Raw genomic sequence first — 19,353 nt, 5'->3', positions numbered from 1 at the left:
TAACGGGGGTGGAGGTGTGCGAAGGCGCCCGTGGGCCGCTAGGCGAGGTACGCCGGGGCCGCCACGGGCAGGGTAAATCGGAACTCGGCGCCGCCCACGGGGGCGCGGCCGACGGTGATGGTGCCGCCGTGGGCCTCGACGATGCCCTTGACGATGTACAGCCCGAGGCCCGTGCCGCCGCGCTTGCTGCCCCGCCAGAAGCGGGTGAAGACGCGGTTCATGGACTCCTCCGGGATGCCGGGACCTTCGTCGCTCACCGTGACCGATGTGCCGGTCTCCTCGTCCTCGCGCGGGGACGCGGAGGGCGTGACGTCAATGGTGACGGTTCCCTCGCCGTGCCGCACCGCATTTTCGATGAGGTTGCCGAGGACCTGGTCGATCTTGTCGGGGTCGGCCCACAGGGCGGGCAGCGGCTGTTCGATGCGGAGCAGGAAGCGGCCGGCGCTCTGGCCGGCGGCGACGTACGCCTGGATGTGCCGGGAGGCCGCCGCCCCTATGTCGACGGGCTGGCGGCGCACCTCCAGCCGGCCGGAGTCGATCCGCGAGATGTCCAGCAGCTCCGCGATGAGCCGGGTGACCCGGTCGGCGTCGGCGTCGACGGTCTCCAGCATGAGCCGCTTCTGGTCGTCGGTGAACCGCTCCCACTTGGCGAGCAGGGTGGCGGTGAAGCCCTTGACGGACGTCAGCGGGGAGCGCAGTTCGTGGGCGACGGTGGCGATCAGCTCGGCGTGGCTGCGCTCGGTGCGGCGCCGGGCCTCGGTGTCCCGCAGGGAGACCACCACGCGGCGCACCGGCCCCAGCGGCCGGTCGCGCACGTACCGGGCGGAGACGAGGACCTCACGGCCGCCCGGCAGCAGCAGGTTGCGCTCGGGCTGGCCGACCCGGATGGCGAGTCCGCCGTAGGGGTCGGTGAGCTGCCACCAGCGGCGGCCCTCCAGGTCCTCCAGCGGCAGCGCCTTCTCCAGGCTCTGCCCGAGGACGTCGGCGGCCCGTACGGCGGCGATGCGGGCGGCGGCGGCGTTGAAACAGGTCACGCAACCGTTTTCGTCGGCGACGACGAGGCCGTCGGGCAGCTGGTCCGGGTCGAGGCCCGGGGGGCCGCCCCGCCGGGGCACGGCCGTGTGCCGCCCGTCCCGGCCCTCCGGCGCGGTGCTCGTGCCGGCCACACTCATCCCCGTACCCCACCTCTCAGACGGCGCAGGGCCCCGCACCGGTCACCCTACTAGCCCTCGGTGACGGAGCGGCACCCTCCGGCGGCGCGCTGTGCACGGGCCGACGCGTAGAGGCACACGGCGGCGGCCGTGGCGAGGTTCAGGCTCTCGGCCTTCCCGTGGATCGGGACGCGGACGACGGCGTCGGCGAGGGCCCGGGTCTCCTCGGGCAGCCCCCAGGCCTCGTTGCCGAACACCCAGGCGGTGGGGCCGCCCATGGTGCCCTTGTCCAGTTCCTCGTCCAGGTCGCGGTCGCCCGCGCCGTCCGCGGCGAGGATGCGGACGCCGGCGTCCTTCAGTCCGGCCACGGCCCGCTCGACGGGGACCCCGACGGCGACGGGCAGGTGGAAGTGCGAGCCGACGGAGGCCCGGACGGCCTTGGGGTTGTACAGGTCGACGGAGGCGTCGGTGAGGACCACGGCCTCCGCGCCGGCGGCGTCGGCGCAGCGCAGCACGGTGCCGGCGTTGCCGGGGTCGCGCACGTTGGCGAGGACGGCGACGAGCCGCGGCCGGGCGGCGAGGACGTCCTCGAAGGAGGTGTCCAGGAAGCGGCAGACACCGACCAGTCCCTGCGGGGTGACGGTGGTGGAGATGTCGGCGATGACCTCTTCGGAGGCGAGGTGCACGCGGGCGTCCGCGTCCCGGGCCGCGCCGATGATGTCGGCGTACCGCTCCGCGGCCTCGACCGTGGCGAACAGCTCTACGAGGGTGGGGGCGCCGCCGGCCCGGTGCGCGGCCGCCTCCCGGACGGCCTGCGGTCCCTCGGCGAGGAACAGCCGGTCCTTGCCCCGGAAGTTCCGCTTGGCCAGTCGCCGGGCGGCGCTCACACGGGCGGACCGGGGGGAGATCAGCTCGGGGCTGACGGGGGGCATGCTCTTCTTCACCTTCGGGAGAACGTCGACGGTCGGGCGGTGCCCCGGAGCCGGCGGCACCGCGGTTCCCCGGGGCGCGGAACTCGGCGCGTGCGACCGCGGCGGGACCGCGGCCGGACGACGGCGGTCCCGCCGAACAACAGGACCCGCAAGCCATACAGCCTGCGGGTCCTGCGGTGAACGTCGGCTCACAGCCGGCGCGGCGTCACGCAGCCTTGGGGGCGTTGACGTCCGACGGCAGCGCCTTCTGCGCGACCTCGACGAGCGCCGCGAAGGCGTTCGCGTCGTTCACGGCCAGCTCGGCCAGGATCTTGCGGTCGACCTCGACGTTCGCGGCCTTCAGACCCTGGATGAAGCGGTTGTAGGTGATGCCGTTGGCGCGGGCAGCGGCGTTGATGCGCTGGATCCACAGCTGACGGAAGTCGCCCTTGCGCTTCTTGCGGTCGTTGTAGTTGTAGACCAGCGAGTGGGTGACCTGCTCCTTGGCCTTGCGGTACAGGCGCGAACGCTGACCGCGGTAGCCGGAGGCCTGCTCGAGGATCGCCCGGCGCTTCTTGTGGGCGTTGACTGCCCGCTTGACGCGTGCCACTTGTTAACTCCTTGTAGCGGGGTCGTGGTGGTGCTCACACGACCCGGAAACGACTGGGTCCCGGTCCTGGCGTACGGCGCTCAGCGCGAGGGTGAGCGCCCGTACGTCACTTGCCGAGAAGCTTCTTGATCTTCGCGGCGTCGCCCGGGGCCATCTCGGCGTTGCCGGTGAGGCGACGCGTGACGCGGGACGACTTGTGCTCGAGCAGGTGGCGCTTGCCGGCGCGCTCACGGAGCACCTTGCCGGAGCCGGTGACCTTGAAGCGCTTGCTGGCACCGCTGTGCGACTTGTTCTTCGGCATAGCGCCGTTATCTCCTCGTCGGTGGCGCTCCGGTGCCCGGTCGTGAAACCGGGCACGGTGGAGCGTCGCTCTTTGTTTTCGGTTACATCCTCGGGGACGTACGTCCCCCGGGATCACGCCTCGGCGGGCTCCTCGGACGGCGCCTCGGCAGGCTCCTCGGACGGTGCCTCAGCCTCGGCAGGGTTCTGCGACTTTCCGGGGTTCGCCTTCGCGTCGGCCTTGCGGGCCTCCTGCGCCTGACGGGCCTCGGCCATCGCCTCGGTCTTCTTCTTGTGCGGACCGAGGACCATGATCATGTTTCGGCCGTCCTGCTTCGGGTTCGACTCGACGAAGCCGAGGTCCTGGACGTCCTCCGCGAGACGCTGCAGCAGGCGGTAGCCCAGCTCGGGGCGGGACTGCTCGCGACCACGGAACATGATCGTGATCTTGACCTTGTCGCCCTGCTTGAGGAACCGGACGACGTGACCCTTCTTGGTGTCATAGTCGTGCGGGTCGATCTTCGGCCGGAGCTTCATCTCCTTGATGACCGTGTGCGCCTGGTTCTTGCGCGCCTCACGGGCCTTCATGGCCGACTCGTATTTGAACTTCCCGTAGTCCATGAGCTTGCACACGGGCGGACGGGCGGTCGCCGCGACCTCGACCAGGTCCAGGTCGTACTCCTGCGCAAGCTCCAGTGCCTTGGCCAGCGGGACGATGCCCACCTGCTCGCCACTGGGACCGACAAGTCGCACCTCGGGAACGCGAATCCGGTCGTTGATGCGGGGCTCGGCGCTGATGGATCCTCCTCGGTAGCACCACACGGCGGTCTGGCGGACGGCCGCGTAACGTCTGTGTTCGTTAGACCTAACCGCGCCGAAGCATGAAAAATGCCCCGGACGATCACAGGCGGGGCTCCAAGCACTACCGGAGCACCGCCGCGATGCCGCGGGGCGCGCTTTCGGGCGACTCCATCGTCCGTACGGAACGATGGTGGCCGCCTGACCGGATGACCCGCCGTCCGGGGGACGGTCGGGTGGGAGATCGGAGCCTCCACTTGTGGGCCGGACAGTCATGTCCAGCCGGTCGTTACACGAGGTTACCAGCAACGGTGGACAACGGCTAATCGAGGGGCTCCCCGCCCGCCCGGAGGGGCGCCGCCCGCGCACCGCTTATCGTGTGGGGCATGAGTGACACCCCCCTTGAGTCCCCCGACTTCGACGCGATGACCCGGGACATCGCCGAGGTCCCCGCCGTCGAGGTGATCGTGACGGTCGCCGTCAACCTGATGAGCGCCGCCGCCGTGAAGCTCGGGCTGAGCGAGGAGGGTGAGGAGTACAAGGACCTGGACGAGGCCCGCAAGCTGATCTCCGCGCTCGCCGGTCTGCTGGACGCCAGCGCGACCGAGGTCAGCTCCTTCCACGCGGCCCCGCTGCGCGACGGCCTGAAGTCGCTGCAGCTCGCGTTCCGCGAGGCGTCGGTCGTCCCGGACGAGCCGGGCCAGGGGCCGGGCGAGAAGTACACCGGCCCCGTGTACGGCTGAGCTAACCCTTCACGTACAGGGGCTCGCCCGGAGGCGTGGTCCCGGCCGGCAGCAGTGCCAGGTCGAGGCCGCGCACCAGGCGGGCCCTCAGTGTTTCGTCGGCGGCCAGCCGCTCGGCCACCGCGCGGGCGGCCTCGGCGGGCGCCGCGGCCGGGTCGAGGAGGAGCGCCAGGGTGCCGTCGGCCCGCCCGGGCCCGAGGTGGGCGCGGAGCACGGCCGGCTCGGCCGCCACCGCCGCGCGGACGGCCGCCACGACGGCGGGGTCGGCCAGCGGGTCGGTGCTGGTGCGGCCCTCGGCGAGGGCGAGCAGCGCGGGTCCGGTCAGCTCGAACGGCACCGGTCCGGCGAGGTCGAGCACGACCGTGTCGGCCTTCTCGTGCGCGGCGGCCTGGAGCGCCTGGTGCAGCGGTACGGCGACCGGCCGGGCCCCGGGGTCCCAGCGGGCGAGGGAGTCGGTACAGGTGAAGGCGGGCAGCGCGGTGCGGTCGCCGGCCTTCAGGGTGGGCACGGCCATGTCGCTGGTCTTCTCGCGGCGCAGCCCGTTCTCGTCCTCCTCCACCTCGCCGAGCACGGCGACGACGGGAACCAGCAGGCGGGCGCCCCTGAGCGCCTCCAGCACGGGACCGAGGGCGCCGCGGTCCTCGGCCCAGGCGGCGAGCGCCGCGCTCAGCCGGGGGTCGGCGGAGCCGTCGTCGTCGGAGAAGCCGGGGTCGGGAATGTTCTTGTTCGCCACGGTCACCGACCCTATCGGCACGCCTCCGGCCCGCCGCACGGGCGTCCTCGCCGGGGGCGCGGCCGTAGCGTCGGCGGCGCCGGCCACCTCCTCGGCCGGGGCGGGCGAGGAGGCTTCGGTAAAACCCGCACGGAGCCCGCAATGGACCGGGACGCGCTGCTGGACGCGGCGATGGCGCGGGTCCCGGTGCCCGCGGGCGCGCGGGCCCCGGTGGCGGTCCTGGCCGTGGACTCCGGTGGGCGTGCCGTGCACGGCGACGCGGCCTTCGTCACGGCGAGCGTCGTCAAGGTCGACATCCTGGCCGCCCTGCTGCTCACGCCCGGGACGCGGGCCGGCGGCTGACCGCGGACGAGGAGGCGCACGCCGCGAGGATGATCGGGACCGGTGACAACTCCTCCGCGACGGCGCTGTGGCACGCGATCGGGGGCGCGGCCGGACTGTACGCGGCGAACGAGCGCTTCGGGCTGGCGCGGACGGCCGGCGGGGACGGCGCGCTGTGGGGGCTCACCCGGACACCACCACGGCGGACCGGCTGGTGCTGCTCCGGCAGGTGTTCGGCGCGGAGTCGGAGCTGACGGCGCACTCGCGGGCGTGCGTGCGGGGGCTGACGGAGTCGGTGGCGGCCGGGCAGCGGTGGGCGGTATCGGCGGCCGCGCCGGGCGGGTCCTGCGCGCTCGGGAACGGGTGGCCGCCGCGCACCGCGACGGGCCTGTGGGTCGTCGACGGCGTCGGCCGGGTGGCCGCGGACGGCACCGGCCGGCTGCCGGCGGTCCTGTCGGACGGCGCACCGGGCCTGGCGGAGGATGTCCGACTGGTGGAGACGGCGGCGGTGCCGGTGATCGCGGGGCCGTGACCACCGGCGCCTGGCGGCGGGGGCCGGCACGTGACGACGAGAGGGCCGCCGCCCTCGTCTCCGGCGCGGTGGCGGACGGCGCGGGGGCGGGGCGGCGGGGCGGGGTCAGGAGCGTCGGCGGCGGCCGTGCCAGAGCACCGCGCCGGCCAGCAGGAGGACGCAGCCCGTGCCGCCGGCGAGCGGGGCCGCCCAGTCGGCGGGACCGGTCGCGGCCCCGGCCGTCTCCGGGCCGGGGCCGAAGTACTTCCCGGCGTACGCGACGGCGTGCAGGCGGCCCTGGGGCTTGAGGCGGGCGGCCGCCTCCAGCGCCGCCGCCGGATCGATCATGCCGAAGCCCCGGGAGTCGTCCCGGCCGCCCACCGGCGCGTCCCGGGCGGTGTCCTCCAGGAGCTTCTTGATCTGGGCCGGGCTCAGGCCGGGGTGGGCCGACCGGATCAGGGCCACCGCGCCGGAGACGAAGGCGGCGGCCGCGCTGGTGCCCCAGCCCGCGTAGTACTTGTGGTCGGGGTCGGCGATGACGACGTCGACGCCGGGCGCGCTGACGGCCGCGTACCAGCGGCGGGTGGAGAACGCGGCGCGGGTGCCGTACTTGTCGACGGCGGTCGCGGCGACGACGCCCGGGTAGGCGGCCGGGTAGGAGACGTGGTCGCCCTTGTCGCCGCCGTTGCCCGCGGAGGCGACCACGACCACGCCCTTGCCCAGGGCGTACTGCACGGCCTCGTCCTCGCCGGGCTCCGGGTGGGCCGAGTCCGAGTCGTCGCCGAGGGAGAGGTTGATGACGTCGGCGCCGTGGTCGGCGGCCCAGCGGATGCCGTCGGCGAGGGCGTCGCCCCGGGTGGTGCGGGCCTTGGCGCGGGTGGGGTCGCCGTCCTCCAGGATCACCCGGACGGGCAGGACGCGGGCCTCGGGGGCCACGCCCATGACGCCGTCGGCGCCGCCGGGGCCGTGGCCGTGCCCGGCGATGATGCCGGCCATGGCGGTGCCGTGCCGGGCCCAGGTGCGGTCGCCGGGACCGGCGCCGAAGCCGATCATGTCCTTGGCGGGCAGGACGTTCCCGGCGAGGTCGGGGTGGTCGGCCTCCACGCCGGTGTCGAGGACCGCGACGGTGACGCCCCGGCCCTTGGTGGTCCGCCACGCCTCGTCCAGGTGGAGGGCGGACAGCCCCCACTGCTGTCCGCGCAGGCCGTCGGCGTGGGCCGCGGTGGACGGCAGCAGCGCGAGGGAGGCGGCGAGCAGCAGGCTCACCGCCGCGGCGGGAGCGGTCCTCCCGGGACGGCCGTCGCTCGGTCGCTTCACGATGGCTTCTCCGTGGCCGTGCCGACGGTCTTGCGCAGGCGCCGTGCGACGCGGTCGGCCAGGCCCTGGGCGTCGTTGCCCAGGCCGGCCTGGGCGGGCGCCGTGGTGGCGCCGGACCGGACGGCGTCGGCGGCGGGCTGGGGCGAGTCGACGGTGCGGCCGTCGGCCCAGCCGGAGACGGCGTAGGCGACGACGGGGGCGTCGGTGAGGACGGAGACGGTCCAGGACGCCCGCTGCGCCGCGCCGAACCCCGCGGCGGCCGTGCCGGGGGCGGCGTACGGCCGGGGCATCAGGTCGGCGCGCCGGTCCAGGTGCCCGTCGCGGAAACGGGCGGCGAGCGCGGCCATGCCCGCGGGGTCGGCCTCGGTGAAGAGCAGGCCCACGGTGGTGACGTGGCTCTGGGTGGCGTCGGTGTAGGTGGCGCGCAGCAGCCGCCGGCAGCCGGCCGGGGCGAGCACGGTGCGCAGCAGCGGGTCGAAGGCGTGGGCGCAGCCGCTGTCCGGTGCCACGGCGATCCGGGTCCAGTCGCGGTCGGCACCGCCGGGCCCGGCGCCCGTGCCCCGCACGGTGGGCGGGAACAGCTCGTCCACGGGCACGCTGTGCCAGAGCGTGCCCGCCGTGGTGAAGGCGCTCGCGGCGGCGTCGCCCCGGCCGCCGCCGGTGAGCCGGCTCCCGGTGAGGGCGCCGCCGACGAGGCCGAGCCCGAGGACGAGACAGGCCGCGGCGGCGACGGTGCGCGGTGCCGCGCGGCGGCGCGCGGGTACGCCGGACAGCTCGGGCTCCCCGAACGACACGACGGGCCGCCCGGGCGGGGCGGTGTCCCAGCAGTGGGCGGGGCCGGGTCCGGCGGGGGCCGCCGCACGGGTGGGCGCCGGCGGGCTCCAGGCGCGCGCGTCCGGCTCCGGCTCGGCACGCCGGGCCCCGGCGGATTCGGCCCGGGCCCGCTCGGCCTCCGCGCGGAGGACCCCGGCCGTCCGGTCGGATGCCGCCGTGGGCTCTGCCGCGGAGGGGTGCCGCGCCGGGGGAGGCGGGAAGGCCGGTGGAGCGGGGAGCGGCGGCGGTGGTGTGGGCGGCGGTGCTGCCGGGCGGACCGGGCGCAGCCGTGCCGTCGTCTCCGCCGGGATCTGAGCCGGGGCACCCTGACCCCAAGGCTCACCGGGCCGGAGCCCGGCTGCCGTCTCCCCGGCCGGCTCCGCCGCAGCCGCCCCCACGGCCGGACTCGTCCCCCCGGCAGCCGTCGTCGTACCCGCCGGACCCCCCGTACCCGCCGGGGCCGCCGTGCCCCAGGCGGTGGCGTCCGTGGCCGCCGGAACTCCCCGGCCCCCGACCGCCGGGTTCGGGGGCGCGTCGGGGAAGCGGGCGGAGGCGGGGGGCGGGGGCGGGCTCACGGGCTCGGCGACCTCGGGCACGGCCGAGTGGCGCGTCGCCGGTGCGGGTCGTCCCGGGCCGGTACCGCCCTCGTCCCCCGGGCCGCCGGCTGCCGCGTGCGCGGTCCCCGCGGGCCCGTCGAGCGGCGGCCGGGTGTCCCGCGGGGTGAACACCGAGGGCTCGTCGTCGGGGTCGGCGAGCGGTGCCGGGGCGCGGTGGTCCGGCGGTGCCGGAGCGGTGGCGGGCCGGCCGGCCGGGGGACGGGCGGGCGGGCGCTGGGGCGGGGAGCCGGGGGACGGGGCGCGCGGGGCCGGCGCGGGGCCGGCGGGCTGTCCGGGCGGGGCCGGCGGGCGGGGCGGGACGGGAGCGTGTCGCGCTTCCGTGCTCATGCACCCCCCGTTTCCTCGTGCCCGGGCCGTGTCCGCGAACCCGGGCCGTTCCCCGCACGCGGGCCGCCTGCCGCTCGGCCGCGCCCGGCGCGGAAGCCGTCCCCGGGCACCCATACCCGTACGGCCGGACGGTCATCCCGGTCCAGCCGGTGCGCCGGTGCGCGGCGCCGTCCGTGCGCGTCACTCTACGGCTTGCCGGGGGCCGGGACGGAACCGGTCCGCGAGCCCGGGGCATCTGCCCGGAACGTCCCCCTACCCTGCGGTAATCCCGTCTGGCAGGCTTCGGCCATGACTGCGCCTGCCGCCGACCGGGCCCGTTTCGACCGGGCCACCGCCCATCTCGACGCCCCACTGGCGATCGTGGACCTCGACGCGTTCGACGCCAACGCGACCGACCTGGTGCGCCGCGCCGCCGGCAAGCCGGTCCGGGTCGCCAGCAAGTCCGTACGCTGCCGGGCCCTGCTGGAACGGGTGCTGGCCCGGGACGGTTTCCAGGGCATCATGTCGTTCACCCTGGCCGAGTCCCTGTGGCTCGCGCGGTCCGGCTTCGACGACGTCCTGCTGGCCTATCCGTCGGCCGACCGCGCCGGGTTCGCGGAGCTGGCCGCGGATCCCAAGCTCGCCGCGGCGGTCACGGTGGTGGTCGACGATCCGGCGCACCTCGACCTGATCGACGCCGCCCGCGACGGCGGGCGCGAACCCGTGCGCGTCTGCCTGGAGTTGGACACCTCGCTGCGGCTGCTGGGCGGCCGAGTCCGGGTGGGCGCCCGCCGCTCCCCCCTGCACTCCCCCGCCCACCTCGCCGACGTGGCACGGTCGGTGGCGCGCCGTCCGGGCTTCCGCCTGGTGGGGGTCATGGCGTACGAGGGGCACGTCGCCGGGGTCGGGGACGCGGTGGCCGGGCGGCCGCTGCGCTCCCGGGCGATCCGGCTGATGCAGGCCGCCGCCCGGCGGGAACTGGCCGAACGGCGCGCCGCGGTGGTACGGGCGGTGCGGGCCGTCGCCCCGGACCTGGAGTTCGTGAACGGGGGCGGCACCGGCAGCGTGCAGCACACCGCCGCCGAGGACGCGGTGACGGAGATAGCGGCGGGGTCGGGGCTGTTCGTGCCGCGCCTGTTCGACAACTACACCTCCTTCACCGGCCGCCCGGCCGCCCTGTTCGCCCAGCCGGTGGTCCGGCGCCCCGGGGTGGGTGTCGTCACCGTGCTCGGCGGCGGCTACCCGGCCTCCGGTGTCGCGGGACGCGACCGGCTGCCGGTGCCGTACCTGCCGCAAGGGCTGGCGTACGACCCGCAGGAGGGGCCCGGCGAGGTGCAGACGCCGCTGCTCGGCTCGCCCGCCGACGACCTGCTCGTCGGCGACAAGGTGTGGTTCCGGCACGCCAAGGCGGGCGAGCTGTGCGAGCGGTTCGAGGCGCTGCACCTGGTCGAGGGGGACACGGTGACGGCGACCGTGCCCACCTACCGGGGCGAGGGGCGGACCTTCCTCTGAGCCGCCCGGGCGCGGGCTACAGGGGCGTGACGTAGGCGCCCGCGATGCCGCCGTCCACCAGGAAGTCGGTGGCGTTGACGAAGGAGGAGTCGTCGCTGGCCAGGAACGCGACGGCGGCGGCGATCTCCTCGGCCTCCGCGAACCGGCCGGCCGGGATGTGCACCAGGCGGCGGGCGGCCCGCTCGGGGTCCTTGGCGAACAGCTCCCGCAGCAGGGGCGTGTTCACCGGGCCGGGGCACAGGGCGTTGACCCGGATGCCCTCGCGGGCGAACTGGACGCCCAGTTCGCGGGACATGGCGAGGACGCCGCCCTTGGACGCGGTGTACGAGATCTGGGAGGTGGCCGCGCCCATCCGGGCCACGAAGGAGGCCGTGTTGATGACGGAGCCCTTGCCCTGGCGGCGCATGTAGGGGATGGCGGCCTTGCAGCACAGGTAGACGGAGGTGAGGTTGACCTCCTGGACCCGCTTCCACGCCTCCAGGCCGGTCTCCAGGATGGAGTCGTCGTCGGGCGGGGAGATGCCGGCGTTGTTGAACGCGATGTCGACGCTGCCGTAGGTGTCGTACGCCGCCTTGAACAGCGCCTCGACCTGCTCGGGGTCGGTCACGTCGGTCTTGACGAAGAGTCCGCCGGTCGCGTCGGCGGCGGCCTTGCCGCTGACCTCGTCGACGTCCGCGCAGACGACGTGGGCCCCCTCGGCGGCGAGCCTGCGGGCGGTGGCCAGCCCGATGCCGCTGCCGGCTCCGGTGACGACGGCGGTACGGCCGGCCAGGCGGCGGCAAACTGATTCTGGGGTCACTGTGCGGGGCCCTCCGTACTGATGAAGACGTTCTTGGTCTCGGTGAAGGCGGTCAGGGCGTCGGGGCCGAGTTCGCGGCCGAGGCCGGACTGCTTGAAGCCGCCGAACGGGGTCCAGTAGCGGACGCTGGAGTGGGAGTTGACGGACAGGTTGCCCGCGCGGACGGCCTGCGAGACGCGCAGGGCGCGGCCGACGTCCCGGGTCCAGACGGAGCCGGACAGCCCGTAGGGGGTGGCGTTGGCGAGGCGCACGGCGTCCTGTTCGTCGGTGAACGGCAGCAGGACGGCGACCGGGCCGAAGATCTCCTCGGTGGCGGCGGGGCTGTCCGGCCGTTCGCCGGTGAGGACGGTCGGCGGGAACCAGAAGCCGGGCCCGTCGGGGGCGGTGCCGCGCAGGGCGGGGGCGTCCGCGGGGACGTGGGCGCGTACGCGGTCCCGCTGGTGCGCGGAGATCAGCGGGCCCATCCCGGTCTTCTCGTCGGCGGGGTCGCCCACGACGACGGCGGCCAGCGCGCCGGCGAGGAGGTCCCGGGCCTCCTCGAACACCGTCTCGTGGACCAGGACGCGGGTGCGGGCGCAGCAGTCCTGGCCGGCGTTGTCCAGGAAGGAGAAGGGGTCGAGGGCGGCCCGGAGGTCGGCGTCGGGGAAGACGATGTTGGGGCTCTTCCCGCCGAGTTCGAGGGTGACCGGTTTGACCAGGCGGGCGCAGCGCTCCATGACCTCGCGGCCGGTGCGGGTGGAGCCGGTGAACACGATCTTGGCGACGTCCGGGTGGTCCACCAGGGCGCGCCCGGCGGTGTCGCCGCGGCCGGGCAGCACCTGGAAGAGGTGCTCGGGCAGCCCCGCCTCCAGGGCGAGTGCGGCGAGGCGGAGCGCGGTGAGCGGGGTGGTCTCGGCGGGTTTGAGGACGACCGCGTTGCCCGCGGCGAGCGCCGGGAAGGAGCCCCAGGCGGCGATGGGCATCGGGAAGTTCCAGGGGGCGATCACGCCGACCACCCCGAGGGGCTCGTGGAAGGTGACGTCCCAGCCGCCGGGTGCCGGGATCTGCCTGCCGAGCAGGCGTTCGGCGCCGCCGGCCGCGTACAGGAGCAGGTCGCGGGCGTTGCCGGCCTCCCAGCGGGCGTTGCCGAGGGTGTGGCCGGCCTCGGTGACCTCCAGCCGGGCGAGTTCCTCGGTGTGGGCGTCGACGACGTCCGCGAAGCGGCGGAGCAGGCGGGCCCGGTCGGCGGGGGCGACGGCGGCCCAGGCGCGCTGGGCCCGCGCGGACCGTGCGACGGCGGCGGCCACCTCCTCCTCGCCCGCGGCGGGGACGGTGGCGACGACCTCTTCCGTGGCGGGGTTGAGTACGCGGAGCTCGTGCTGGTCGGTCAAGGTGTGCCCTTTCACAGGCGTTCGAAGGAGCGGCGCAGCTCCCAGTCGGTGACCGCGGCGTCGAAGGCCGCCAGCTCGACGCGCGCCATGTTGCGGTAGTGCGCGACGACCTCGTCCCCGAAGGCGGCCTTCGCGATCGGGCTGTTCTCCCACAGCTCGGCGGCCTCGCGCAGGGTGGCCGGGACGTGCGCGAAACCGGCGGTGTAGGCGTTGCCCGGGCAGGGGTCGGGCAGTTCGAGCCGCTGCTCGACACCGTGCAGACCGGCCGCGACCAGACCGGCGACGGCGAGGTACGGGTTGACGTCACCGCCGGGGAGACGGTTCTCGAAGCGCAGGGAGCGGCCGTGGCCGACCACGCGCAGGGCGCAGGTGCGGTTGTCGTGCCCCCAGGCGACGGCGGTGGGCGCGAAGGAGCCGGGCTGGAACCGCTTGTAGGAGTTGATGTTGGGGGCGTAGAGCAGGGTGAAGTCGCGGAGCGCGGCGAGCTGTCCGGCGAGGAAGTGCCGCATGACCTCGGACATGCCGTCGCCCGGGCCGCCCGCCATGGCGTTGGTGCCGTCGGCGTCGGCGAGCGAGAGGTGGATGTGGCAGGAGTTGCCCTCGCGCTCGTTGTACTTGGCCATGAAGGTGATCGAGACGCCCTCCTGGGCGGCGATCTCCTTGGCGCCCGTCTTGTACAGGGCGTGCTGGTCGCAGGTGACGAGGGCCTCGTCGTAGCGGAAGGCGATCTCGTGCTGGCCCGGGTTGCACTCGCCCTTGGCGGACTCGACGGTGAGGCCGGCGCCGGCCATGTCGTTGCGCAGGCGGCGCAGCAGGGGCTCGACGCGGCCGGTGCCGAGGATGGAGTAGTCGACGTTGTACCGGTTGGCGGGGGTCAGACCGCGGTAGTCCGCGTCCCACGCCTGTTCGTAGCTGTCCTTGAAGACGATGAACTCCAGCTCGGTGCCGACCTGGGCGCGGTAGCCGAGGGCGGCCAGGCGCTCCAGCTGGCGGCGCAGGATCTGCCGGGGAGCGGCGTCCACCGGGGAGCCGTCGGCCCAGGCGAGGTCGGCGACGAGCAGGGCGGTGCCGGGGTGCCAGGGGACGCGGCGCAGGGTGGCCGGGTCGGGCCGCATGGCGAAGTCGCCGTAGCCGCGGTCCCAGGAGGACATCGCGTAGCCGTCGACCGTGTTCATCTCGGTGTCCACGGCGAGGAGGTAGTTGCAGCCCTCGGTGCCGTGGTGCAGGACCTCGTCGAGGAAGAAGGGGGCGGCGAACCGCTTGCCCTGGAGCCGTCCTTGCATGTCGGGAAAGGCCAGGACGACGGTGTCGATCTCACCGCTCGCGACCAGGGCGCGCAGTTCCTCGACGCCGAGCGGGGGTGTGCGGTCTGCCACGGGAGAGCCTCCTTGGGCGTCATCGCGCTTTTCGGCCGGGCCGGGAGCCATAAGGTATTGCGGAGAACCATTGCTTGGGAAGGGGGTGCGGCGGATGACGCGGGACACCGGTGTCCGCGGGCCGGGCGACCGGCTCGCTCCGGTGCTGCGGCCGGTGCGGGCGGGCAACGGCTTCGAGGAGGCGCTGGAGCAGATACTGCAGGTCGTACGGCTCGGTCTGGTGCCGGCCGGCGAGCGGCTGCCGGCCGAACGGGAGCTGGCGGAGCGGCTCGGGATCAGCCGGGTGACGCTGCGCGAGGTGCTGAAGGTGCTCCAGGACCAGGGGCTGGTGGAGGCGCGGCGCGGCCGGTACGGCGGCACGTTCGTGCTGCCGCGGCCGGACGTGCGCGGCGAGGAGGAGCTGCGGCGCCGGATCGCCGAGGTCGACGTCGAGGACGTGCTCCGGTTCCGCGAGGTGCTGGAGGTGGGCGCGGCCGGGCTGTGCGCGGTCCACGGGCTGGCCGGGGAGCGGGCGGCGCGGCTGCGGGAGGCGCTGCACCGCACCCACGAGGCCCCGCTGGCGGAGTACCGGCGGGCCGACACGCTGCTGCACCTGACCCTGGCCGGGCTGTGCGGCTCGCCGTCGCTGACCGCGCAGTACGCGGCGGTCCGGGCGACGGTCAACGAGCTGCTGGACTGCATCCCGCTGCTGGTGCGCAACCTGGAGCACTCCCAGCGGCAGCACACCGCGCTGGTGGAGGCGGTGCTGGACGGGGACGCGGACGGGGCGCGGGAGATCGCGCGCGAGCACTGCGCGGGTACGGCGGCCCTGCTGCGGGGTTTCCTGACCTGAGCCGGACCTGTAAAGGTGACCGGGTGGACCTTTGGGCTTTCGGGAGGGCAGCATGACCGTGCGTCCGCTGATCGGTGTGAGCACGTACCTGGAGTCCGGCGCGCGCTGGGGCGTGTGGGAGCTGGAGGCGGTGCTGCTGCCGGCCGGCTACCCGCGGCTGGTGCAGCGGGCGGGCGGGCTGGCGTGCCTGCTGCCGCCGGACGACCCGGAGCGGGCCGCGGGGGCGGTGTCCCGGCTGGACGGGGTGGTCGTGGCCGGCGGCCCGGACGTCGACCCGGCCCGGTACGGCGCCGAGCGCTCCCCGCGCACGGGGCCGCCCGCGCCGGAGCGGGACGCGTGGGAGCTGGCGCTGATCGAGGCGGCGCTCGCGGCGGGCGTGCCCCTGCTGGGCATCTGCCGGGGCATGCAGCTGCTGAACGTCGCCCTCGGCGGGACGCTCGTGCAGCACCTGGACGGGCACGCGGAGACGGTCGGCGTGTTCGGCGGGCACCCGGTGAAGCCCGTACCGGGCACGCTGTACGGCGGCATCGTCCCGGAGGAGGTGATGGTGCCGACCTACCACCACCAGGCGGTACGGCGGCTCGGCGAGGGGCTGGTCCCGTCGGCGTACGCGGCGGACGGCACCGTGGAGGCGGTGGAGCTGCCACCGGAGCGGGGCTGGGCGCTGGGCGTGCAGTGGCATCCGGAGATGGGCGAGGACGAGCGGGTGATGCGGGCGCTGATCACGGCGGCGGTGTGACTGCGGGGGGCTGCGCGGGCCGGGGCGCTGCCGGGTGCGGGTGCGTGGTGGCTGAGCGCGCAGTTCCCCGCGCCCCCAGGTAGGTTGCGCCCCCGTACGTGCCGAGCACAGGGGACTTGCGGGCCGCCTGCGGGTGCCGGTGCGTCGTGGCTGAGCGCGCGGTTCCCCGCCCCCCAGGCAGGTCGCGCCGCCGTACGTGTCGGGCTCGGAGGTCAGTCTCGGGTCAGGGTGAGCAGTTCTCGGGCCGGGCCTGTGGGGCGGTGGCCTGTGGGCCAGACCGCTCGCAGGTCGCGGCGGAGCGAGACGTTCTCCACCGGGATGCTCACCAGGCGCCGCATCGCCAGCTCCTCCCCCACCACCAGCTCGCTGAGGACCGAGGGGCCCGCGCCGCTCACCGCGGACGCCTTCACCGCCGTCGTCGAGGACAGCTCGATCAGCGGCCGGGCCAGACCGCCCAGTGCCGCGTCCAGCACCTGCCGGGTGCCCGAGCCGCGTTCGCGCAGGATCAGCGGGGTCGCCGCGAGTTCCGCCGCGGTCAGGGCGCGCCGGCGGCGGGCCCACGGGTGCCCGGGCGCGGTGACGACGATCAGCCGGTCGTGGGCGATGACCGCGGAGTCCAGGCCCGTCGGCACGGTCAGGCCCTCCACGAAGCCGAGGTCCGCCTCACCGGCCAGCAGCAGTTCCGCGACCTTCGCCGAGTTGCCCGCGAGCAGGGACACCGCCGTGTCCGGGCGCTCGGCGTGCAGCGCGAGCAGCCAGCCGGGGAGCAGGTACTCGGCGATGGTCATGCTCGCCGCGACCCGGAGCCGCGAATCCCGCCGGTCGCGCAGCGCCCGCGCCCCCACGTCGAAGGCGGCCGCCGCCTCCACGATCCGCCGGGCCCAGTCCGTGACCAGGGCCCCCGCGTCGGTGAGCCGGGAACCGCGCGGCGAGCGGTCGACGAGGGCCACGCCGAGCTGCCGTTCCATGGAGCGGAGCCGGCTGCTGGCGGCCGGCTGGGTGATGCCGACCTCCCGTGCCGCCGCGCCGAGACTGCCCAGCCGCGCGACCGCCAGCAGCAGCTCCAGCGCGCCGAGGTCCGGTACCCGGTGTGCCAGTGACGCGCCGCCGTCCCGCTGCCCCTCCACCTCGCTCATAAGACCAGCTTATGCCCTCATAGGGAGGAACTCCCTGGTCAGGCGTGATCGACGGCGGGACCGTGGGGGAATGGTCACCGCAGCCCAGCCCCTCCCCCCGCCCCCGTGCCGCGCCGCCCGGCTCCACGACCTGGGCCCGAACTGGTACGCCTCCGTCATGGGCACCGCCGTCGTCGGTGCGGCCGGCGTCGCGCTGCCGGGGCGCGTGCACGGGCCGCGCGGTGTCTTCGCCGCCGTCTGGGCGCTGTCCCTGGTCTGGCTGCTCGTCCTGCTGGCCGCCCGGACCGTGCACTGGGCCCGCCACCGCGACCGGGCCCGCGCCCACCTCCTCGACCCGGCCATGGCCCCCTTCTACGGCTGCCTGTCGATGGCCCTGCTGTCGGTGGGCGGCGGCGCCCTGACGGCCGGCCGGGACCTCGTGGGCGTCCGGGCGGCCGTCGCCCTGGACACCGTGCTGTTCTGCGCCGGCACGGCGGTGGGGCTCGGTGCCGCCGTCGCCGTGCCGTACCTGATGGCCGTACGCCATCGCGTCGAGCCCGCGCAGGCCACCCCGGTGTGGCTGCTGCCGCTGGTGGCGCCCATGGTGTCGGCCGCGCTCGGCCCGCTGCTGGTGCCGCACCTGCCGCCGGGCCAGCCCCGGGAGACCCTGCTGCTGGCCTGCTTCGCGTTGTTCGGGCTCAGCCTGCTGGCCACGCTGCTGATGCTGCCGCTGGTCTTCGCCCGGCTGATCACCGGGCCGCTGCCGCTCGCGCTCACCCCGGCCCTGTTCCTGGTCCTCGGGCCGCTCGGGCAGTCCGTCACGGCCGTCGGCAAGATCGCGGACGTCGCCCCGGGCGTCGTACCGGCCCCCTACGACCGGGGCCTCGCGGTCTTCGCCGTGCTCTACGGCGTGCCCGTCATGGGGTTCGCGCTGCTCTGGCTGGCGCTGGCGACCGCGCACGTGGTGCGGGCCCGGCGGCGGGGCATGGGATTCACGCTGACCTGGTGGGCGTTCACCTTCCCGGTGGGCACGTGTGTCACCGGCGCGGCCTCCCTCGCCCGGCACACCGGGCTGGCCGGGTACGGCGCGCTCACCGTCGGCCTCTACGGCGTCCTCGTGGCGGCCTGGGTCGCGGCGGCCTGCGGCACCGTGCGCGGCCTGCTCAGCGGCGAGCTGCTGCCAGTGCCCCGGCCAGCACCCGTGGCGCCGCCGACAGGGACGGGCCGTACCAGGTCAGGTGCCGCCCGCTGACCAGGGCGCAGGGCAGGCCGGGAAAGGTCTCCGGGCCGTCGTCGGCGGTGAAGCGGTAGGGCTCGTCGGGCAGGACGACCAGGTCCGGGGCCGCCGCGCGCAGTTCCGCCGCCGGCACGCGGGGGTAGCGCTCGGGGTGGCCGCCGTAGAGGTGGTCGACTCCCAGGCGGGCCAGGACGTCGCCCGCGAAGGTGTCCCGGCCGAGGACCATCCAGGGCCGGCGCCAGACGGGTACGACGGCCGTCACGCGCTCCGCGGGCTCGGGCAGCGCCGCCCAGGCCGCCGCCGCCCCGGCCAGCCAGGCCGGCCGGCCCGGCGCGCCGCAGGCGGCGAGCACCCGGTCCAGCTCGGCGACGGCCTGCGGCACGGTCCGCACCTCGGTGACCAGCACCCGCAGGCCCGCCGCGCGCAGGGCGTCGAGGTCGGGGGCGCGGTTCTCCTCCTCGTTGGCGAGCACCAGGTCGGGCGCCAGGGAGACGATCCGGTCGACGTCCGGGTTCTTCGTGCCGCCGATCCGGGTGACGCGCAGGTCCGCCGGGTGACTGCACCAGTCGGTCGCGCCGGCCAGGACGCCGGGCAGGGTCACCGCGACGGCCTCGGTGAGCGACGGCACCAGGGAGACGACCCGCATCACACGCCCCGGCCGCTCAGCGGGACCGGTCCTGGACGGCCTCGATGTGCTCGGCGACCGCCACCACGACGACCCGGGTGTCGGGCACCGTGGCCCGCCAGCGGTGCCGGACGCCGCCGGTCAGGTACAGGGTGTCGCCGCGGCCGAGGCGGTAGGCGCGCCCCTCGGCCTCGATCTCCACCGCGCCGTCGGCGACGTACATCAGCTCGTCGTTGCGGTGCTGGAACTCCCGGCCGGCGTCGTGGTCGCCGGTGTACTCGGAGGCGTGGAGCTGGTGGTGGCCGCGCACCAGGGAGCGCGTGCGCGGGTCGAAGTCGCCGTCGGCGACGGGCTCGGCGCGTACGACGTCCACGCTGGCGGCCGGGTCGGCGGCGGCGAGGAGTTCGACGGCCGTGGTGCGCAGGGCGTCGGCGAGCTTCTCCAGGGAGGTGCGGCTCGGGCGGGCCCGGTCGTTCTCCACCTGGCTGAGGAAGGGCACGGAGAGGCCGCTGCGCTCGGCCACCACGGCCAGGGTCAGTTCCAGCGTGCGGCGGCGCCGCCGGACGGCCGCGCCCACCCGCACGGGCTGCTGGTCCTTGTGGTCGCCCATCGCTCCGGCTCCCTCCCTCGCTCGTCGT

Annotated in this window: 21 protein-coding genes; 7 read left to right on the top strand and 14 right to left on the bottom strand. The window is 75.4% G+C overall.

What is annotated here, in order from left to right:
- Positions 1–38: 38 nt before the first annotated feature.
- The 5 genes from ACZ4K2_RS12345 to infC all read right to left on the bottom strand — a co-directional run bounded on the left by ACZ4K2_RS12345 (position 39) and on the right by infC (position 3,773).
- Entirely contained in the window at positions 39–1,172 is a 1,134-nt protein-coding gene (locus ACZ4K2_RS12345; protein ID WP_467473144.1) for a sensor histidine kinase, read from the bottom strand.
- A gap of 50 nt (positions 1,173–1,222) precedes the next feature.
- On the bottom strand, positions 1,223–2,083 hold the full coding sequence (locus tag ACZ4K2_RS12340) for a TrmH family RNA methyltransferase (RefSeq protein WP_467473143.1): 861 nt from the start codon (positions 2,081–2,083) through the stop codon (positions 1,223–1,225).
- 205 nt (positions 2,084–2,288) lie between these two features.
- Entirely contained in the window at positions 2,289–2,672 is a 384-nt protein-coding gene (gene rplT, locus ACZ4K2_RS12335) for a 50S ribosomal protein L20 (protein WP_006141703.1), read from the bottom strand.
- A gap of 106 nt (positions 2,673–2,778) precedes the next feature.
- Positions 2,779–2,973, bottom strand: a complete 195-nt coding sequence (rpmI, locus tag ACZ4K2_RS12330) for a 50S ribosomal protein L35 (RefSeq protein WP_004933563.1) — start codon at positions 2,971–2,973, stop codon at positions 2,779–2,781.
- A gap of 113 nt (positions 2,974–3,086) precedes the next feature.
- Positions 3,087–3,773, bottom strand: a complete 687-nt coding sequence (gene infC / locus ACZ4K2_RS12325) for a translation initiation factor IF-3 (protein ID WP_467473139.1) — start codon at positions 3,771–3,773, stop codon at positions 3,087–3,089.
- A 362-nt stretch (positions 3,774–4,135) separates the two neighbouring features.
- Between infC and ACZ4K2_RS12320 the strand changes: the two genes are divergently transcribed.
- The gene (locus ACZ4K2_RS12320) at positions 4,136–4,492 is read left to right on the top strand and encodes a DUF1844 domain-containing protein (RefSeq protein ID WP_467473137.1); all 357 of its coding nucleotides are present in this window, start codon (positions 4,136–4,138) and stop codon (positions 4,490–4,492) included.
- 1 nt (position 4,493) lies between these two features.
- On the opposite strand, the gene ACZ4K2_RS12315 is transcribed toward ACZ4K2_RS12320, so the two are convergent.
- A complete protein-coding gene (locus ACZ4K2_RS12315; protein WP_467473134.1) occupies positions 4,494–5,225 on the bottom strand; it encodes an SseB family protein in 732 nt (243 codons plus the stop codon).
- A 141-nt stretch (positions 5,226–5,366) separates the two neighbouring features.
- Here ACZ4K2_RS12315 and ACZ4K2_RS12310 point away from each other — a divergent pair, with 141 nt between their 5' ends.
- Entirely contained in the window at positions 5,367–5,567 is a 201-nt protein-coding gene (locus ACZ4K2_RS12310) for a hypothetical protein (protein ID WP_467473133.1), read from the top strand.
- A 154-nt stretch (positions 5,568–5,721) separates the two neighbouring features.
- Entirely contained in the window at positions 5,722–6,078 is a 357-nt protein-coding gene (locus tag ACZ4K2_RS12305; protein WP_467473131.1) for a hypothetical protein, read from the top strand.
- 105 nt (positions 6,079–6,183) lie between these two features.
- Here ACZ4K2_RS12305 and mycP read toward each other — a convergent pair whose 3' ends face one another.
- Entirely contained in the window at positions 6,184–7,377 is a 1,194-nt protein-coding gene (mycP, locus tag ACZ4K2_RS12300; protein ID WP_467473478.1) for a type VII secretion-associated serine protease mycosin, read from the bottom strand.
- On the bottom strand, positions 7,371–8,168 hold the full coding sequence (locus ACZ4K2_RS12295) for a hypothetical protein (RefSeq protein ID WP_467473130.1): 798 nt from the start codon (positions 8,166–8,168) through the stop codon (positions 7,371–7,373). Before ACZ4K2_RS12295 ends, mycP begins: the two co-directional genes overlap by 7 nt.
- Before the next feature lie 1,251 nt (positions 8,169–9,419).
- On the opposite strand from ACZ4K2_RS12295, the gene ACZ4K2_RS12290 reads away from it, so the two are divergent.
- A complete protein-coding gene (locus ACZ4K2_RS12290) occupies positions 9,420–10,622 on the top strand; it encodes an amino acid deaminase/aldolase (protein ID WP_467473128.1) in 1,203 nt (400 codons plus the stop codon).
- Positions 10,623–10,638: 16 nt separating this feature from the next.
- On the opposite strand, the gene ACZ4K2_RS12285 is transcribed toward ACZ4K2_RS12290, so the two are convergent.
- Genes ACZ4K2_RS12285 through ACZ4K2_RS12275 form a run of 3 tightly spaced genes read right to left on the bottom strand, consistent with a single transcriptional unit; the run spans position 10,639 to position 14,167 of the window.
- The gene (locus ACZ4K2_RS12285; protein ID WP_467473127.1) at positions 10,639–11,421 is read right to left on the bottom strand and encodes a 3-oxoacyl-ACP reductase; all 783 of its coding nucleotides are present in this window, start codon (positions 11,419–11,421) and stop codon (positions 10,639–10,641) included.
- Positions 11,418–12,791: an aldehyde dehydrogenase family protein gene (locus ACZ4K2_RS12280; protein ID WP_467473124.1), complete on the bottom strand. Its 1,374-nt coding sequence runs from the start codon at positions 12,789–12,791 to the stop codon at positions 11,418–11,420. Before ACZ4K2_RS12280 ends, ACZ4K2_RS12285 begins: the two co-directional genes overlap by 4 nt.
- An 11-nt stretch (positions 12,792–12,802) precedes the next feature.
- On the bottom strand, positions 12,803–14,167 hold the full coding sequence (locus ACZ4K2_RS12275) for a glutamine synthetase family protein (protein ID WP_467473122.1): 1,365 nt from the start codon (positions 14,165–14,167) through the stop codon (positions 12,803–12,805).
- A gap of 94 nt (positions 14,168–14,261) precedes the next feature.
- Here ACZ4K2_RS12275 and ACZ4K2_RS12270 point away from each other — a divergent pair, with 94 nt between their 5' ends.
- Entirely contained in the window at positions 14,262–14,999 is a 738-nt protein-coding gene (locus tag ACZ4K2_RS12270) for a FadR/GntR family transcriptional regulator (RefSeq protein ID WP_467473120.1), read from the top strand.
- Between the two features lie 52 nt (positions 15,000–15,051).
- Positions 15,052–15,738: a gamma-glutamyl-gamma-aminobutyrate hydrolase family protein gene (locus ACZ4K2_RS12265; RefSeq protein ID WP_467473118.1), complete on the top strand. Its 687-nt coding sequence runs from the start codon at positions 15,052–15,054 to the stop codon at positions 15,736–15,738.
- Between the two features lie 212 nt (positions 15,739–15,950).
- Here the strand turns inward: ACZ4K2_RS12265 and ACZ4K2_RS12260 are convergent, their stop codons facing one another.
- Positions 15,951–16,874 (bottom strand): LysR family transcriptional regulator, encoded by a 924-nt coding sequence (locus tag ACZ4K2_RS12260; RefSeq protein ID WP_467473116.1) that lies wholly within the window; start codon positions 16,872–16,874, stop codon positions 15,951–15,953.
- A gap of 70 nt (positions 16,875–16,944) precedes the next feature.
- Here ACZ4K2_RS12260 and ACZ4K2_RS12255 point away from each other — a divergent pair, with 70 nt between their 5' ends.
- Positions 16,945–18,105 (top strand): TDT family transporter, encoded by a 1,161-nt coding sequence (locus tag ACZ4K2_RS12255; RefSeq protein WP_467473114.1) that lies wholly within the window; start codon positions 16,945–16,947, stop codon positions 18,103–18,105.
- Here the strand turns inward: ACZ4K2_RS12255 and ACZ4K2_RS12250 are convergent.
- A complete protein-coding gene (locus ACZ4K2_RS12250) occupies positions 18,017–18,736 on the bottom strand; it encodes a helical backbone metal receptor (RefSeq protein WP_467473113.1) in 720 nt (239 codons plus the stop codon). The two genes, ACZ4K2_RS12255 and ACZ4K2_RS12250, sit on opposite strands and share 89 nt — an antisense overlap.
- Before the next feature lie 16 nt (positions 18,737–18,752).
- Positions 18,753–19,325, bottom strand: coding sequence for a helix-turn-helix domain-containing protein (locus tag ACZ4K2_RS12245; RefSeq protein WP_467473111.1), 573 nt, complete (start codon positions 19,323–19,325; stop codon positions 18,753–18,755).
- Between the last annotated feature and the right edge of the window lie 28 nt (positions 19,326–19,353).

This window comes from Streptomyces sp. NPDC025833 (genome assembly GCF_055558055.1).
Note: the sequence above shows the minus strand (reverse complement) of the source record. Positions and strands in the feature narration are given on the sequence as shown.

Bases quoted from the DNA above. Each gene is read 5' to 3' on its own strand.
- ACZ4K2_RS12345 (WP_467473144.1), bottom strand. From the start codon at position 1,172: ATGAGTGTGGCCGGCACGAGCACCGCGCCGGAGGGCCGGGACGGGCGG.
- ACZ4K2_RS12340 (WP_467473143.1), bottom strand. From the start codon at position 2,083: ATGCCCCCCGTCAGCCCCGAGCTGATCTCCCCCCGGTCCGCCCGTGTG.
- rpmI (WP_004933563.1), bottom strand. From the start codon at position 2,973: ATGCCGAAGAACAAGTCGCACAGCGGTGCCAGCAAGCGCTTCAAGGTC.
- ACZ4K2_RS12320 (WP_467473137.1), top strand. From the start codon at position 4,136: ATGAGTGACACCCCCCTTGAGTCCCCCGACTTCGACGCGATGACCCGG.
- ACZ4K2_RS12310 (WP_467473133.1), top strand. From the start codon at position 5,367: ATGGACCGGGACGCGCTGCTGGACGCGGCGATGGCGCGGGTCCCGGTG.
- ACZ4K2_RS12290 (WP_467473128.1), top strand. From the start codon at position 9,420: ATGACTGCGCCTGCCGCCGACCGGGCCCGTTTCGACCGGGCCACCGCC.
- ACZ4K2_RS12270 (WP_467473120.1), top strand. From the start codon at position 14,262: ATGACGCGGGACACCGGTGTCCGCGGGCCGGGCGACCGGCTCGCTCCG.
- ACZ4K2_RS12265 (WP_467473118.1), top strand. From the start codon at position 15,052: ATGACCGTGCGTCCGCTGATCGGTGTGAGCACGTACCTGGAGTCCGGC.
- ACZ4K2_RS12260 (WP_467473116.1), bottom strand. From the start codon at position 16,874: ATGAGCGAGGTGGAGGGGCAGCGGGACGGCGGCGCGTCACTGGCACAC.
- ACZ4K2_RS12255 (WP_467473114.1), top strand. From the start codon at position 16,945: ATGGTCACCGCAGCCCAGCCCCTCCCCCCGCCCCCGTGCCGCGCCGCC.
- ACZ4K2_RS12250 (WP_467473113.1), bottom strand. From the start codon at position 18,736: ATGCGGGTCGTCTCCCTGGTGCCGTCGCTCACCGAGGCCGTCGCGGTG.
- ACZ4K2_RS12245 (WP_467473111.1), bottom strand. From the start codon at position 19,325: ATGGGCGACCACAAGGACCAGCAGCCCGTGCGGGTGGGCGCGGCCGTC.